The 15860-nt window shown below is 52.4% G+C and carries 15 protein-coding genes; 9 read left to right on the top strand and 6 right to left on the bottom strand.

The genetic code is table 11. The annotated features are described in order from the left end of the window. Positions 1–13 precede the first annotated feature (13 nt). Positions 14–994, bottom strand: a complete 981-nt coding sequence (gene rlmF / locus ACO0K8_RS18785; RefSeq protein WP_422948179.1) for a 23S rRNA (adenine(1618)-N(6))-methyltransferase RlmF — start codon at positions 992–994, stop codon at positions 14–16. A 247-nt stretch (positions 995–1241) separates the two neighbouring features. Here rlmF and ACO0K8_RS18780 point away from each other — a divergent pair, with 247 nt between their 5' ends. The 3 genes from ACO0K8_RS18780 (at position 1242) to ACO0K8_RS18770 (ending at position 5506) form a co-directional block, all read left to right on the top strand. Then, complete coding sequence (locus tag ACO0K8_RS18780) at positions 1242–3014, top strand: PAS domain S-box protein (protein WP_422948178.1); 1773 nt, start codon at positions 1242–1244, stop codon at positions 3012–3014. A gap of 14 nt (positions 3015–3028) precedes the next feature. After that, positions 3029–5194 carry an EAL domain-containing protein gene (locus tag ACO0K8_RS18775; protein ID WP_422948177.1) on the top strand — a complete coding sequence of 722 codons (2166 nt, stop codon included), beginning with the start codon at positions 3029–3031 and terminating at the stop codon, positions 5192–5194. 93 nt (positions 5195–5287) lie between these two features. Beyond that, entirely contained in the window at positions 5288–5506 is a 219-nt protein-coding gene (locus ACO0K8_RS18770; protein WP_422948176.1) for a VF530 family DNA-binding protein, read from the top strand. Between the two features lie 92 nt (positions 5507–5598). On the opposite strand, the gene ACO0K8_RS18765 is transcribed toward ACO0K8_RS18770, so the two are convergent. The 4 genes from ACO0K8_RS18765 to ACO0K8_RS18750 all read right to left on the bottom strand — a co-directional run bounded on the left by ACO0K8_RS18765 (position 5599) and on the right by ACO0K8_RS18750 (position 9505). Beyond that, the gene (locus ACO0K8_RS18765; RefSeq protein ID WP_422948175.1) at positions 5599–6135 is read right to left on the bottom strand and encodes a peptidylprolyl isomerase; all 537 of its coding nucleotides are present in this window, start codon (positions 6133–6135) and stop codon (positions 5599–5601) included. Positions 6136–6447: 312 nt separating this feature from the next. Continuing rightward, positions 6448–6903: a DUF3465 domain-containing protein gene (locus tag ACO0K8_RS18760; RefSeq protein WP_422948174.1), complete on the bottom strand. Its 456-nt coding sequence runs from the start codon at positions 6901–6903 to the stop codon at positions 6448–6450. 305 nt (positions 6904–7208) lie between these two features. Then, the gene (locus ACO0K8_RS18755; protein WP_422948173.1) at positions 7209–8657 is read right to left on the bottom strand and encodes a M20/M25/M40 family metallo-hydrolase; all 1449 of its coding nucleotides are present in this window, start codon (positions 8655–8657) and stop codon (positions 7209–7211) included. Positions 8658–8749: 92 nt separating this feature from the next. Further along, on the bottom strand, positions 8750–9505 hold the full coding sequence (locus tag ACO0K8_RS18750; protein ID WP_422948172.1) for an SDR family oxidoreductase: 756 nt from the start codon (positions 9503–9505) through the stop codon (positions 8750–8752). A 128-nt stretch (positions 9506–9633) separates the two neighbouring features. On the opposite strand from ACO0K8_RS18750, the gene ACO0K8_RS18745 reads away from it, so the two are divergent. Continuing rightward, positions 9634–10512, top strand: coding sequence for a LysR family transcriptional regulator (locus ACO0K8_RS18745; RefSeq protein WP_422948171.1), 879 nt, complete (start codon positions 9634–9636; stop codon positions 10510–10512). Between the two features lie 63 nt (positions 10513–10575). Here the strand turns inward: ACO0K8_RS18745 and ACO0K8_RS18740 are convergent, their stop codons facing one another. After that, a complete protein-coding gene (locus tag ACO0K8_RS18740; protein WP_422948170.1) occupies positions 10576–11580 on the bottom strand; it encodes a zinc-dependent alcohol dehydrogenase family protein in 1005 nt (334 codons plus the stop codon). 97 nt (positions 11581–11677) lie between these two features. On the opposite strand from ACO0K8_RS18740, the gene ACO0K8_RS18735 reads away from it, so the two are divergent. The 5 genes from ACO0K8_RS18735 (at position 11678) to ACO0K8_RS18715 (ending at position 15646) form a co-directional block, all read left to right on the top strand. Further along, positions 11678–12556, top strand: coding sequence for a LysR family transcriptional regulator (locus tag ACO0K8_RS18735; protein WP_422948169.1), 879 nt, complete (start codon positions 11678–11680; stop codon positions 12554–12556). A 209-nt stretch (positions 12557–12765) separates the two neighbouring features. Further along, positions 12766–13440, top strand: coding sequence for a cupin domain-containing protein (locus ACO0K8_RS18730; RefSeq protein ID WP_422948168.1), 675 nt, complete (start codon positions 12766–12768; stop codon positions 13438–13440). A 2-nt stretch (positions 13441–13442) separates the two neighbouring features. Then, positions 13443–14030 carry a TetR/AcrR family transcriptional regulator gene (locus ACO0K8_RS18725; RefSeq protein ID WP_422948167.1) on the top strand — a complete coding sequence of 196 codons (588 nt, stop codon included), beginning with the start codon at positions 13443–13445 and terminating at the stop codon, positions 14028–14030. 204 nt (positions 14031–14234) lie between these two features. Then, positions 14235–15002, top strand: coding sequence for an SDR family NAD(P)-dependent oxidoreductase (locus ACO0K8_RS18720; protein WP_422948166.1), 768 nt, complete (start codon positions 14235–14237; stop codon positions 15000–15002). Between the two features lie 101 nt (positions 15003–15103). Then, entirely contained in the window at positions 15104–15646 is a 543-nt protein-coding gene (locus ACO0K8_RS18715; protein WP_422948164.1) for a hypothetical protein, read from the top strand. Positions 15647–15860: the final 214 nt, after the last annotated feature.

Genomic DNA, 15860 nt, shown 5'->3' with positions numbered 1-15860 from the left:
ATTGCGCGAGCAACTACCAGCGTAATTTAGCCCAGGCCGCTTGCTGTGCCGGATTTAAAAAAGTCCAGGCTACCAAGCGGCTTTGCTTTTGTCCCTGCGTCATAGCGATGGTTTTTTGCTCTATTACCTTGGCTTGCTTTAGCGCAGCATAGATGCCGGGCAGGCTGGCCGATTTCGAGACCAGAGTCGTGAACCAGAAGCAGCGGGTCGCGATCTGCGCGCTTTCCTTGATCATGCGCTGGATGAACGCCAGCTCGCCACCCGGGCACCAGAGTTCGGCATCCTGACCGCCAAAATTGAGTGCGTTATCTAATTGTGCGCCAGTCTTCCCCAAATTTTGCCATTTACGTTGTGTGCCTTCGCGCGCCTCCGCCAGCGATGTATGAAACGGTGGATTGCACATGCTCAGATCGAACCAGTCATCCTCAGCAACGATGCCTTTGAATATAGCGTTTGCGGTTGGCTGAAAGCGTAGTGTGATTTGCTGCGCCAACTTGGGGTTGGCGTCGAGTATCGCCTGCGCATTCGCCAGCGAGGCCTGGTTAATGTCGGTTGCGGCAAACTGCCAGCCGTATTCGCTGCAGCCTATCAGTGGGTAAATCAGATTGGCTCCAGTCCCAATATCAAGCACCTGCACTCCAAGTTTTTTAGGAATCTTGCCCCGATTGCTGCCCGCCAGTAAATCGGCCAGATAATGCACGTAGTCGGCCCGCCCGGGTACCGGAGGGCACAGGGTATTATCTGGTATATCCCAAGCTTGTATTCCGTAACTGTCTTGAAGCAAGGCGCGATTGAGAGTCTTGACCGCTGCCGCATCGGCAAAGTCTATACCCTGATCGCCGTGTGCGTTTAGCTTGAGAAATTTTTCTAATGTTGGCGCAGTCAGCATCAGACGCGGAAAATCATAATGGCCTTGATGTCGATTGCGTGGATGAAGTTTACTTGCAGCTGGAAGCGGAACAGCAGCGGGAATTTGATTATTTTTTGTTCGCATACAACCTAGCGGTTTAGACACATGCCAGCTATGACAAAAAATAGGCAAGCTAGACATTATTGATCGCCATTGTCACATAAACTGAAGCAAGCAGCGCTGCATACAAGAGCAATGTTTAAATATAGTACGAGTGGTTAGCCGATGAACACAGAATCAGAATATAGGAACAAGGTAAAAATTCAGGAATAGATACGTATTGATAAGTTAAATGCTAGAATAAATGCTAACTCTTATGGGGTTTGACAAAATGACCGAAGATACATCGACTATCTGGGAACTTGGTGAATCCGAGAGTAAACGGTTCCGCCTTCTGGTGGACAGCATCGAAGACTATGCGATCTTCATGCTCGACCTCGACGGGCGCATCTGCAGCTGGAATGCTGGTGCAGTTCATATCAAGGGCTATTCCAAAGAAGAAGTACTGGGCCAGCATTTCTCGATTTTTTACTCTGATGAGGCGATCTGTGATCAGGTGCCCGCCCACGAATTGACGCAAGCCGCATGCAACGGCCGTTACGAGGACGAAGGCTGGCGTCGGCGTAAAGACGGTTCGCTATTCTGGGCCAGTGTCAATATTACCGCCTTGCGCTATCCGGACGGAAAAATCCAGGGCTATAGCAAAATCATCAAAGATATGACGGCACACAAACGCTTGGAAGAGCGTTTTCGGCGCGTCTTCGAATCGGCACCGAATGCCATGGTCATGATCAATGCAAGCGGCAAAATCGAAATGGTAAATACTCAGGCAGAACAGCTATTCGGTTATCCGCGCAGCGAAATGTTAGGGCAAACGGTAGAGATGCTGGTGCCGGATCGCTTTCGCCACGGCCATCCGGAAAAACGACAAATGTTTTTTGGCGAACCGCAGTCGCGTCCTATGGGGGCTGGCCGGGATCTGTTTGGGCGGCGCAAAAATGGTAGCGAATTTCCGGTCGAGATAGGTCTCAATCCTATCGAAACCGAAGAAGGAATGATGGTGCTTTCTTCCATCGTCGATATCTCCGAACGCAAGCGCCTGGAAGAACGCTTTCGGCGGGTGGTCGAATCGGCACCGAATGCCATGGTCATGATCAATGCCAGTGGCAGAATAGAAATGGTGAATACCCAGGCCGAGCGCTTATTCGACTATAGCCGCGCCGAGATGCTAGGACAGATGGTGGAGATACTGGTACCGGATCGTTTTCGCCATGCGCATCCGGAAAAACGCCAGATGTTTTTTGGTGAGCCGCAGTCGCGTCCTATGGGTGCCGGGCGCGACCTGTTTGGGCGTCGCAAAAATGGCAGCGAGTTTCCGGTGGAGATAGGTCTGAATCCTATAGAAACCGATGAAGGTATCATGGTGTTATCGTCGATTGTGGATATTTCTGATCGCAAACAAAAAGAAGGACGCATTCAAGAAGCTCTGAAAGAAAAAGACTTGCTGCTCGGCGAGATACACCACAGAGTGAAAAATAATCTGCAGGTCGTGCATAGCCTGCTCAGCTTGCAATCCTCTTTGATCAATGACGTTGCGGTCAAGGGTATGTTGATGGACAGTCAGAACCGGATTCAGTCTATGGCATTGATCCATCAGACGCTGTACCAGTCAAATAATTTTGCCCGGGTTGATTTCGGCGATTTTTTGGAAGCGCTACTGCCTACTCTGCTCAATTCCTATGCTATAGATAATCAAAAAATTGCGTTAAAAATCGATGCTGGATCGGTCTATTTGCCGATCAATTCCGCCATTCCTTGCGGGCTGCTGATTAATGAACTCATTACCAATTCGCTCAAGCATGCTTTTTTAGAACACCGGAAAGGGCAAATCAGCGTTACTTTGTCACCTACCGAACATAACCAGATACTACTGATAGTGAGCGATAACGGGGCCGGGATCCCGGATGACCTCGACATTGAGAATATCGAGACACTAGGGCTGCGCCTGGTCACTTTACTGTCGCAACAGCTGAACGGTATTCTAACGATACAAAGACGCGATCCCACGACGTTTACGCTTGAGTTTCCACTGCTTGATCACTGAAAAGAGGTAAAAAAATGCCTTCACGCGTATTGATAGTAGAAGACGAAAGTATCGTGGCACTTGATCTACAGCGTCGCTTGATTCGTCTGGGTTATGAAGTACCACGGGTGGCGGCCTCGCATGAACAGGCACTCAAGGCGGTCAATGAGATCATTCCGCATATTGTGCTCATGGATATCAATATTTCTGGCGATATCGACGGGATCGACACCGCAGCGAAAATCGATGTTCCGGTGATCTATCTGACTGCTTATTCGGAAGAAAAGACCCTGGAACGGGCCAGAGCCACCAAGCCCTACGGTTTTTTAGTCAAGCCATTTTCAGAGCGCGAATTGCATGCCACCATACAAATGGCATTAGAGCGGCACGGGGTCGAAACGCGTTTGAAAATTAGCGAAAATCTGCTGGCTATTGCCTATGCCAATATGGAAGTCGGCAAGCGCGAACTGGAAATCCGCGCAAGTGAATTATTTGAGGAGAAACAACGCCTGGAGGTTACTCTTAACTCGATAGGCGACGGCGTCATCACCACCGACCGACTAGGCAATGTCACTTATCTGAATCCGGTGGCGGAGGAAAAAACCGGTTGGTCTATGGCCGACGCTTGCGGCCAGCCGATCTCGAAAATATTGGTGCTGCTGAACGAAGAAACCCAGCAAGCGGCGCCCTCGCCGATAGAACTCAGTTTGCAAAGCGGCGAGATTACTGGCCTGGCGCATCATAGTGCCATGCTCAGCAAGCACGGTGTGCTGTATGCGATCGAGGATACCACCGCACCCATGCATGACAGCAACCACAATATTATTGGTGCGGTTTTAGTGTTTCATGATGTCAGCGACGCCCGCCGGCTAGCCGACGAAATGACTTATCAGGCCACCCACGATGCCCTGACCGATCTGGTCAATCGCAGCGAATTTGAACGGCGACTGGAAAAAGCCATACAGAGCACCATTTTGCATGGCCATCAGCATGCCATCGCCTACCTCGATCTGGACCAATTCAAGATCGTCAACGACACCTGCGGCCATAGTGCAGGAGATGAGCTATTACGTCAGATCACTGGCTTACTCCGATTAACTTTGCGTGCCAACGATACGCTAGCGCGCCTGGGCGGAGATGAATTCGGGGTATTGCTGGAATCTTGCCCGCCTTATTTTGCCTTGCAAATAGCAGAAAATTTGAGAAACGTGATCGGCGATTTTCATTTTGTCTGGGATGAAAAAACTTTCCCCATCAGTGTCAGTATAGGACTGGTCAATTTTGGCGGCCAGGGTAGCGAGCGCTTGAGCTTGTCGGAAATTCTCAGTATCGCCGACTCGGCCTGTTATACCGCCAAAGATCTCGGGCGCAACCGCATCCACATCTATCAGGCCGACGACACCGCGATGAATAAGCGGCATGGAGAAATGGATTGGCACACCCGTATCTTCAGGGCGATAGAACAAAATCGACTGGTACTGTATGTACAAAAAATTGCCGCACTAACCGATACCGAACCGTATCACGAGCATGTAGAAATTCTACTCAGACTGCTAGACGACGATGGTAAGCTGATTCCGCCTATGGCCTTTATCCCAGCCGCTGAACGCTATGGTTTGATGCCAGAGATAGACCGTTGGGTAGTGCGCACCGCGTTCGCGCACATTGGCGGCCAGAGCCAGGTTGGTAATGCTCTGTTCGCCATCAACTTGTCCGGCGTTAGCCTCAACGATGAACAAACTTTGCCCTTCATCTATGCGCAATTCAAGTTCTCCGGTGTTCTCCCCGAAAATATTTGTTTTGAGATTACTGAAACCGCAGCCATTGCCAATTTATTAAATGCACGCGCGTTTATCCTTGCCCTGAAAGAAATTGGATGTAAATTTGCCCTCGATGATTTTGGCAGCGGCATGTCTTCATTTGCTTATCTCAAGCACCTTCCGGTCGATTTTTTAAAAATCGACGGCTGCTTTGTCAAGGATATCGTCGCCGATAACGTGGATGCTGCGATGGTGACGGCCATCAATAATATCGGGCATGTCATGGGACTGAAAACCATCGCCGAATTTGCCGAAAATACGGAGATTTTGGCGCAATTGCGTGAGATAGGTGTCGATTTCGCGCAGGGATATGGGGTTGCACATCCTATACCTATGCTTAACAATGTCAGCATTTTCCCGGGCAATTACCGGAAGGAATAAACTTTGTGGTGTCGATCAGGCAGCGCTATGTTGGAGGCAAACCAGCCTGACGCCAGCGCATGCTGCTATGATCCCGCCTGAAAAGGAAAAAACATGAGCAATCAAGCATCCCCCCGCACGTTGGACGGCATCACCCTGGAAACCCTGCTGACGCAAATGGTGGCACATTACGGTTGGGAAGGCCTGAGCAGCATGCTCGACATCAAGTGCTTCAGCACCGATCCCAGCATCAAATCTAGTCTGAAATTTCTCAGAAAAACGCCCTGGGCACGAACCAAGGTAGAAGAGCTGTATCTGGCCATGCCAGAATAAGACCATCCGCCTTCGAAAAAAAACGCACTATCCCTTAACGGTGATAGTGCGTTTTGTATTGCTCGCCGCAACCCGCAGCGACTCAGCGCTAATTAAGCGGCGCTAGGCACCAGATGCGGGAAACGCTTGTCTATGACCTGATTCCACTTGGCCACTTGTTCTGCCATTTTTGTCATCAATTCAGAAGTATCGCCTTCTATCGTCAGTTTTTCGATGACGTCGCCCTTGGCGATGCTATCGACCACTTTTTGATCTTCCGGGCTAACGACCGCACCAAACACTGTGTGTTTGCCGTTCAGGTGAGGAGTAGGGCCGTGAGTGATGAAAAACTGGCTGCCGTTGGTGCGCGGACCAGCATTGGCCATCGACAAGATACCTGGTTTGTCGTGGCGCAGATCGCCCGTGCACTCGTCTTCAAACTGGTAGCCTGGGCCGCCCATGCCAGTACCGTCAGGGCAACCGCCTTGTATCATGAAGTCGCTGATGACACGGTGAAATGTCAGGCCGTTGTAGTAACCGCGCGCTGCCAAGTTGGCAAAACTGGCGCAAGTTACAGGAGTTTTGTCGGCAAACAGGTTGATGTTAATCGTACCTTTGTTGGTTTGCATGATAGCTTTTAATTGTGTCATTTTGTCCTCGTAGGTAGGTGATGTGCAGCATTACTAAAATCTGAATCAAAGCGTCAGCGCCGAAACTGCGCGCAAAACCTCGTATCCGCCATTCTATCAGCTTGAACCCAGTTTAGCCCCCGGCCTAATTCTGTCGCAATGCCAACTTGTTATGCTAGAGCGCCCGCACTCCCCCGCCAGCGCGCATATTCCATACGGGTTTGCAGCCATGCCCTGCCAGCAGGCGCATGGGATATGCGCAGTGGCGCGGTGCCAATTTTATTTTTAACTGAGCGGGTACGTAGGCTTAGACTATTTGTGCAAGCAGTTCGGCTACTGGTAGGTTTGACCCGCATGCTTGAGCCAACCTGCCGCATGCCGTCCGGCCGGGGCGCGGTGGGTCCAGTGAACTACGCCGCCCTTGGCATTCCATTCGTACACGCCATTGAAGGCGACTGTGTCGCCCGATTTCAGAGACGTAATTTTAGGTGCCAGGTCGATGTTATGTGCGACCAGTAGGGTTTGCCCGGAAGGCAACGTGAGGAGGAAGCGTTGATGACGGCTGCCCTGATTGTCATCAGCGAGTAGCTTAGTGACCTGGCCCTCACCTTGTACAGGAACACCACTTGATTGTGTATTGAACGCCGCCTGCAGTACATCGGCAGAACCAGCCTGCGCCCTGCTGGACTGATGCGCAGGCGAGGCGGTGAATTTACGCAAACCATAGGTTTTTTCATACCCGACCAAGAGAGCTGCCGCGACGACGATAATGAACAGAAATTTTTTCATGGGCTTTATCCTTTTATCGCTTGTACGGATGCTGTGTGTGTTGAGATCTAGTGTTCGAAGCAAGGGGGGGCTGCGCGCTAGGCAACATGAACTTTTCTCGAGAAAAAAATACCAACTCGATCGCCGCTTAAGCGCAGCATTTAATCGACTGCGCTCACTGGTCTGCCATGCTCTTGTAAGCATACTCCCCCTAGTGTTTTTTGAGTGCGCAATAAAACTATGCGCAAACGATGTATTTGACTCAAAAAATAGGGGAGTATAGGTATTTTTCGGTTCTTTAGCCCAGCCAACTGTATTTAAGCGCCTTACTTCGCGCTAGTTGCCGCCCGGCCGATCGGTGTCTCTAGGTTTGCCAGAAACCAGGCGGTAGTGGTCAATAGCGCGACCTGGCGGCGCAGGTTTTCTGGCTGCACTTTATCGAGCGTGTCGGCGCTGGTGTGGTGGTAGTGAAAATAATCATGGGTATCTACCAAGGGTTCAAAGCTCGGCACCCCTGCCTCTTCTAGTCCGCTCAAGTCGCCGGTATCCAGGGCATCGGCGCGCTTCAAGACAGCTGCGCCAATAGGCTGCAAGGCGGTCATCAAAGGCGTCAACAAGCCGATCGACTTGGCCGGAACGCTCGTTAGTAAGCCAAACGGGCGGCCCGCGCCGGAGTCGCTTTCTATCGCCGCGATGTGTTGGTCTAGTCTGGCCTGCTGATTTTTTTGGTAGGCAAGTGCACCGCGGCCACCGTTCTCTTCATTCATCCAGGCGATCATGCGTATGGTGCGGCGTGGTTTTAAGCCTAGCTTTTGCAAGGTCTCGATCACGCCCATGGCCGCAGCGACACCGGCACCATCGTCTATCGCTCCGGTGCCCAGATCCCAGGAATCAAGATGGCCGGAGACAATCACGATTTCATCGGCTTTGTCGCTACCTGGCCAGTCGGCAATGACGTTAAAACTATCGGCATCGGCCAGGATTTGCGGCGTCAGAGTTAGGTGCATAGAAACCGCACCGCGTGCCGCCAGCCGGCTAATGAGCATGGCGTCTTCGGCTGTCACTGCCGCTGCGGGAATACGGTTGGCTTGATCCAGACTGGTGGCGCCGGTGTGCGCCAGACGGAAATTAGCACCGCCGACAGAGCGCACCAGCGCCGCCACCGCCCCCAGTTTAGCCGCCGTTTTAGGGCCCTTGCTGCGGTATTGCGCGCCTTCGCCGTATGCCGGGCCGGCCAGACCGCGATCAGCCATGGCTTGGTTAAACGGCACATCGAAGAGCACGATACGTCCCTTGACCTCAGGAGCGCGAGCTTGTAGTTCGTCGAAATTATGTACTACGATAATTTCTGCCGTAAGGCCAGTGTCGGCGGTCGCGCCAGATCCGCCAAGCGCCGTCAATATTACCTTTTGCGATAAGCCGGCAGGCCGGCCTGCATACTCAATTAACTCCGCAGTTTCTGCACCACGCACCCAATGCGGCACTTTGACCGGCTCTAGCGTCACGCGCGCACCTAGCTGACGCATGGCATCGGCCACTTGTGTGACCGCCGCGGCCGCGCCGGCAGAGCCGCTTAAACGCGGGCCGATCAAATCCGTCATATCGGCCAGCCTCTGATAGGCGTAATCGCTGCTCATGGCGGCAGTTCGGATTTTTTGTAAGTGCGCGGCATCGTGGTCGGGGCTGGCAGCCAGCGCGCTGACGCTTAGATTGGCGCTTAACATCGACAACCAACAGATACGGCATAAGTTAGGTAGGCTAAAACGTCTATACATGTCTATCCTTGGGGATTCAAGAGCAAGCGGCAGACGCCGCTTGCGGAGCCAAGAACATAACGTATCTTGTGATTATTTGCTAGACGTGATGGCTATATTTGCGTCATGCCACCATCGACACTGAGCTCTACACCATTGACAAAACTGGCGGCACTGGAAGAAAGAAACAAGACCGCAGCGGCAATTTCTGTGGGATCTGCCATGCGTCCTAGCGGCACCACATCTTGCAGATACCGCGAAAAATCGGCAATTTGTTGCTCCGTCATTTTTAAACCGGTCTGCAAAATCGGTGTCAAAGTGACGCCAGGGCTAATCGTATTGACGCGAATTTTTTGCGCTTTTAAGTCATTGCACCAGGTCCGCGCGAATGAGCGTACTGCCGCTTTCGAGGCGCTGTACAAACTGAGATTTTGCATGCCCTTATGCGCCGCCACCGATGCGTTTAAAACGATGTTGCCACCCAGTTTCATCAAAGGCAATAAGCTCTGTACGGTGAAAAAGACACCCTTCACATTGGTGTCAAAAATCGCGTCAAAAGCGGCCTCCGTGGTGCTGCCGATGAGATTATTTTCCGCGATGCCGGCATTGGCAAACAACACGTCCAGAGTATCTCCGTTGTGACGGATTTTTCTGGCCATTTGTTCCAGTTGCGCCAGATTGCCTACGTCGGCCACCAGAGCAATGGCGCGCTCACCTAATTGCGCTTGCGCTAGTTCGAGTTTTTGCGCATTGCGGCCGACGATATACACCCGTTTCGCATTCTTATCCAGATAGGCCTGCGCGCTCGCCAAGCCTATCCCGGAAGACGCGCCCGTGACTAAAATTGTCTGGTTGGAAAAATCTGACATATTTGACTCCAAAGATATTTAAAAATTTCAGTCGCCACCCATAGGCGATACAGATGCAAAGTGTAGTGGCCAGGCTTTACGCAAACAATCCGTATAATGCTCATTAGATTAATGAAAATTGCTCAACAATGAACTCTGACCTCAATGCGCTATCCGCTTTTGCCCGTGTCGCGTATTGGCGCAGCTTCCGGCGTGCTGCACAAGAGCTGCAAGTGTCACCCTCAGCCCTGAGCCACACTGTCAGCAAACTCGAGCAAACTTTGGGGCTGCGCCTACTCAATCGCAGCACGCGCAGCGTCAGTTTGAGCGACGCCGGTGCGCGTTTGTTTGCCCAGCTCAATCCGGCACTGGATCAAATTGGCCAGGCGCTGGATGTCTTGAACGAGGTGCGCTTGCGCCCTATGGGTAAGCTCAAATTGAATGTGCCGCGGGTGGCGGCGCAACTAGTGCTGGCACCGAAGTTAGGGCAATTCTTAGCCGCTTATCCTGATGTGCAATTGGATCTGGTGACTAACGACGCGCTGGTCGATATTGTTGAGCAAGGCTGCGATGCCGGCATACGTTTTGGCGAGAGTCTGCAGCAAGATATGATCGCCGTAGCTATAGGCCCGCCCTTGCAATTTTCTGTGTGTGCTTCGCCTGAATATCTGCGGCTACACGGTATCCCGAAAAAGCCCAAAGACCTACTCAAGCATGCATGTCTGCAGTATCGCTTCCCTAGTGATTTGCACTATGTCTGGCAGTTTTTGGCGAATGGAAAACCGCTAGATGTCGCCACCAATGGCGCTTTTGCCTCGGATGATTTTACGACCATTATTCAGGCTGCAGTAGATGGCGCGGGGATTTGTTACACCTATCATGCTCACATCGCACCGCTGATAAAACAGGGCAAGCTGCAGGCTATTTTGCAAGACGCGATACCGCCGGCCGAACGTATGTATCTGTACTACCCCAGCCGCAATAACCTATCGCTAAGCCTGCGTGCTTTTATCGATTTTTATAAATAATCTGGAAAGATCCGATCTGCGCATGCATGCTGCGGCAGTGTGTTCGCCGCCGCAGCTGCCGGTTCAATGCACGATGGCGATTTTTCCGAAGTGACGTCCGCCTGCGCTCAGTTCCGCATATGCCGCGCTGGTGTCGGCCATGTCAAACACACGGTCGATGATAGGAGTTATGTGGTGGGCACTAATGGCGCGGGCCGCCTCCGCCAGGTCGGCCACGGAGCCAGTGCTATTGCCGACGATGCGCAAGGACTTGAGGATAATCGGCAATAAGTCGATCGTGGAGCTGGTGCCGCCGACAAAACCTATCGTAAAAACCGTGCCGCCTACTGCTGCTGCATTCAGCGAGCGCGTGATGGTTGCAGCGCCTACCGTCTCCACCACCAGATCAGCACCGCGCCCGCCAGTGATTTTCAGTACTTCCTCGTCCCAGGCAGGTGTGGCACGATAGTTGATCAGATGATCCGCGCCGATCTGGCGTGCCCGCTCCAGCTTTTCATCGGATGACGATGCCAGGATCACCGTGGCACCTGAGGCCTTGGCAAACTGCAAGGCAAAAATGCTGACACCGCCTGTTCCCAACAACACAACTACCGAGCCGGGGCGCAACTGTGCCGAACGCACAGCATTCCAGGCCGTTGTTGCTGCGATGGGTAGCGCCGCCCCCTGAATAAAATCGAGATGAGACGGTAACGCGACCAGACTGCTGGCGGGCACCACCACATACTCGGCCAGCGAGCCCGGCAACGTGATGCCGCGCATTGCGGCTACATTGTGCGCCGTGACTGCACCACCTTGCCAGTTGGACATAAAGTGTGGGATCACCCGGTCGCCAATAGCTAGATCGATGACGCCCTCGCCGATAGCGGCGACCTCACCCGCACCATCGGCAACCGGTATCATCGGAAAAGGCACGCCGGGGAAGCTTCCCGTTGCGATGGCCACGTCCACGAAGTTCAGCGTGGCGGCGCGCAGATGTACTAGCACCTCACCGCGACCGGCTTTCGGATCGGGTAATTCGGTTTGGCGAAATGCTGAGAGAGAGGGGGCGGTGAGTTGAGTAACTTTCATGATTTTTTTGGGAAGTGAAGGAAAGCATCAGTTTCATTCGAAATCATTAAGAGATAAACTCTGTATTTGTTTTTGCATTTAAAACCTGGAGTTGTGAATGGATTTGCTGGACAGCATGAAGGTATATACCCTGACCGTAGAAAAAGGTAGCCTCAGTGCCGCCGCTAGCGCTTGTGATATCTCGGCGACGATGGCTGGCAAGCACCTGCACACGCTAGAGCGGCGTCTGGGCATGCAATTGCTTAACCGGACGACACGGCGTCAGCATCTTACGGCCTTTGGCGAAGACTATTACATCCGTTGCAAGGAGATCCTCAGATTGGTGGCCGAAACCGATGTTCAGGCACAAAATCAGCAATTGGCACCTGCGGGCAAGTTGCGTATCAGCGCCCCCGTCACTTTCGGCACCGAAGCATTAATGCCAGCTTTGCCGGAATACCTAGCTCTTTATCCACAGGTCAGTATCGAAGTCGCGCTGTGCGACCGCGTGGTGGATCTGCTGGAGGATGGATTCGAAGCTGCGATCCGTATCGGCCAATTGCCAGATTCCGCGCTGATTGCAAAGTCTTTGGCACCTTATCGGATGATGATCTGCGCGTCGCCCGACTATCTGGCACGCAGAGGCACACCAGCTCAACCCGAGGACCTCAAGGATCATGAGTGTCTGTCTTTTTCACCAGCGGCAGTGACGCACTGGCGCTTGACTGATCAAGACAGTAGCTACCATGTTCCTGTTTCCGGTCGCTTGCATGTCAATCATGGGCAGGCGTTGCGCGTCGCTGCATTACATGGCCTCGGTATCGTGCTGCAACCGGCAATACTGCTGCAGGCAGATGTAGAGGCTGGTCGCCTGATCCAGCTGTTCCCCGGATTTGAACTGCCCAGTCGGACTATGAGCGTGGTCTACCTGCAAGACCGCTATCGCTCGCCCAAACTGCGCAGTTTTGTCGATTTTCTGGTGGAACGGTTTCACTGATTTTCTTGAGGCGACACACTCTCAGATGAACAGACTCACTGGTCGCCCTATTGTTGGGTACGAGCGCTGGCTAAACCTGATGCGCTCGTCGGACCTGGGCAGACGCAAAGCTTGCCTTTCTATTTTGCACATGATGCTTGACAAAGCGAAATTGGCCTCCTAGAATATCTACCAACTAGTCGGTAAATAAACTGCGGATAAGGCGTATCATGAAACTCAATACAGATTTTTCACAGCGTGTGGTGTTACAGACAGGCGATTTGCCTTGGGTGGTTACGCCGGTCGCGGGCATACAACGTCAGTTGCTGGAACGGGATGGCGCAGAAGTGGCACGCGCCACTTCGGTAGTGCGCTATGCGCCGGGGTCGCAGTTTCCGAATCACGAACATGAGCTGGGCGAAGAGATTTTTGTTCTGGATGGTGTCTTCAGCGATGAGTCTGGCAGTTTTGGCGCCGGAACTTATCTCAAAAATCCGCCCGGTTCGTCGCACGCGCCTGGCTCTGCGAGCGGCTGCACCCTGTTGGTAAAGTTGCGCCATCTTGATCCGGATGACAGGCAAACAATCGCGATTGATACCCGGAACACAGCCTGGTTTCCCGGTATGGTGCCAGGACTATCGGTGATGCCCTTGTCTGAATTTAGCGGCCAGCATACTGCCCTGGTGCGCTGGGCACCGGGTACGCAATTTAATCCGCATCGACACTATGGCGGCGAGGAAATCTATGTGTTAGTCGGCGTGTTTGAAGACGAGTTCGGACGCTACCCGGCGGGTACCTGGATGCGCAGTCCGCATTTGAGCACACATTGTCCGTTTAGCACTGAAGGCTGTACTATTCTGGTCAAAACTGGTCATTTGCCAGTTTTGACTCTCAACCAGGCATGAGCATGAAGCATTTTTCCGAAATTTCACCAACTGCCGAACGCGTCGTGGACGCCGCCGAAGGCTTGATACAGCAGCACGGCTACAACGGTTTTTCGTATGACGATGTGGCGCAACTGGTGGGCATTAAAAAACCTAGCATTCATCATCACTTTCCCAAAAAAGAAGAGTTGGTGGCGGTGGTGGCGCAGCGTTACGCGCACCGCTTTCGTAGCGAGTTGTTGAGTATCGAGGGGCGCTATGCAAAAGCCACTGACAGGCTTACTGCGTATGCGGCATTGTTCGAACAAACGTTCTCGGTAAATCGGCGGCTCTGCGTATGCGGCATGTTGGCGGCCGAATCGGATTCCTTGCCCGAGCTAGTCGCCAGAGAAGTCACACAGTTTTTTAAAGTCAATTTAGTTTGGTTGACGCAAGTGATAGAGCAAGGGCAGCGCGCCGGAATGCTGAACTCAAAAGTGAGCGCGGCAGCGCTGGCGGAACAGTTTTTTTGTGCGCTGGAAGGCGCCATGATGGTCGGGCGAGGTATGCAATCGACAGGTGGGCCGGCGATCATAGGGCCAACTTTTATTGCAATGCTGACGATGGCATGATGAAGATGCCGGCCGTGTCGTCGCCGGATCTTGCCGTCAGGCGCTGGTCCTAATCAGCGTCATTTTTTTAGATGGTGACTGGTTGCGACACCGCGCTTAGCCTGAACAAAATTTTCCCACGGTGTCGGCATGAAGCTGGCACTTTTTTTAAATCCGAAGCCTACCAACTGATCGGTAGTTAAATAATATTTTAGGAGAAATACTATGTCTCAACAAACTATTGCCTATATTCTCGGCGGCTCATCTGGCATGGGCAAAGAAACCGCGAAACGCCTGTTGCAATCGGGCGTCGCAGTTAAAATTTTGTCGCATGACGAACAAAATCTGGCTGCGGCAAAACTAGATCTGGAAAGCGCGACGGGCGCTCAGGTTGAAACGATCAAGGTCGATTTATACGATACCCAGCAGGTGCAGGCCTTCATTGCGCAGATCGGTCAAGAGCAAAGACATATTCGCTACCTGGTTAACGCCGCTGGATTTTTCAAGCCAGTCAGCTTTCTAGAGCACAGCGCACAAGATTATGATTTGCAGATGGATCTGAACAAAGCGTTTTTTTTCATCACTCAGGCGGTGGCGCAAAATATGAAACAGCATCAGGGCGGCGCGATTGTGAATATCGGTTCGATGTGGGCGCATCAGGCCGTCAAGGCGACACCTTCGTCAGCCTATTCCATGCAAAAAGCTGCGTTGCATGCACTGACAAAAAATCTCGCGATGGAATTGGGCGAATACGGTATCCGCGCCAATGCGGTCGCTCCGGCGGTGGTATTGTCCAGCATCTATAAATCTTTTATCGCCGAAGATCAGATCAAGGAATCCTTACAAGGATTTAATAGTTTCCATCCTATCGGGCGCATTGGCACGCCGGAAGATATCGCCGATGCGATAGCGTTCCTGCTCTCTGACAAAGCAAGTTGGATCACCGGCACCGTGCTTGATGTGGATGGTGGAGTCATGGCCGGGCGCAATTAATCCTGGTCGAACAGGACGAACGGGACCAACAGAGTGAACTTAAATCCAATTCTGGCCTAGCCTCACTCTGAATCTATTCGCATCAGTATAGAAAGCGCTCCATGCACAATGCGTATTTTCAAGTTGAACTAGTCACGCACTTTAATCAGATCCGTCACCAGTTGCCTGATCCCGGCCATATCACGGTCTTGCACTTGGCTGCCGAACAGCTTGGGGTTGCCAGCGGGTCGGGTATGGGCCCGCCTGAGACGCAGATTTTGGCGCTAGGCGCGCAACGCAGCGCCCGCGAATATTTTACGTTAACACCACCGGGTAGGCGGGAGTTTGAGTTAGCGATAGAGCGCGTTGAGGATGAAATTATTCGTGCCAGTAAGCTGTTGCCGCTGCAGGCTAAACTTTATTCCAACGACCAGCTTGTGCGCCAGATCGCCTTACTCGCAGGCGTCCCCGACGGCGCGCTCATGCTGTTTGATCTGGAGACGATGGAGCGCTGCTTTAGCCGCCTGGCGGCCGTGATACAAGGTCAGCCCGCGGCGCAAGAGGGCATACCACTCGACAATAACTTCGCTGCCGCTTTACTGATACTGCGCGAATTCATGCATCACTTAGGTTTTTCCAGTATCTGCATACTGCGCGGAGTTTAGCTAAGTCTTACTAAATTGCAGTACAAGCGATAAGCTCAAGTAGGCATAGCCCAGCACGCATATTCCATGCGCCTTAGCGAGCATATGTGCGACGTAAACTTCGAATTGCGACATTCAAGGGCAAAAAAACAAAGGGTTGAGATAGGAGATGGAGTACCTTTGTGGTGTTCAAAGCCGAAAGGACACGCCATGAAATTCACCCATCTCAACCGCC

It is taken from the genome of Undibacterium sp. Ren11W, from assembly GCF_049340485.1.
Taxonomy (GTDB): Bacteria; Pseudomonadota; Gammaproteobacteria; order Burkholderiales; family Burkholderiaceae_D; genus Undibacterium.
The sequence above is the reverse complement of the archived record's forward strand: the minus strand, read 5'-3'. Positions and strand labels throughout refer to the sequence as shown.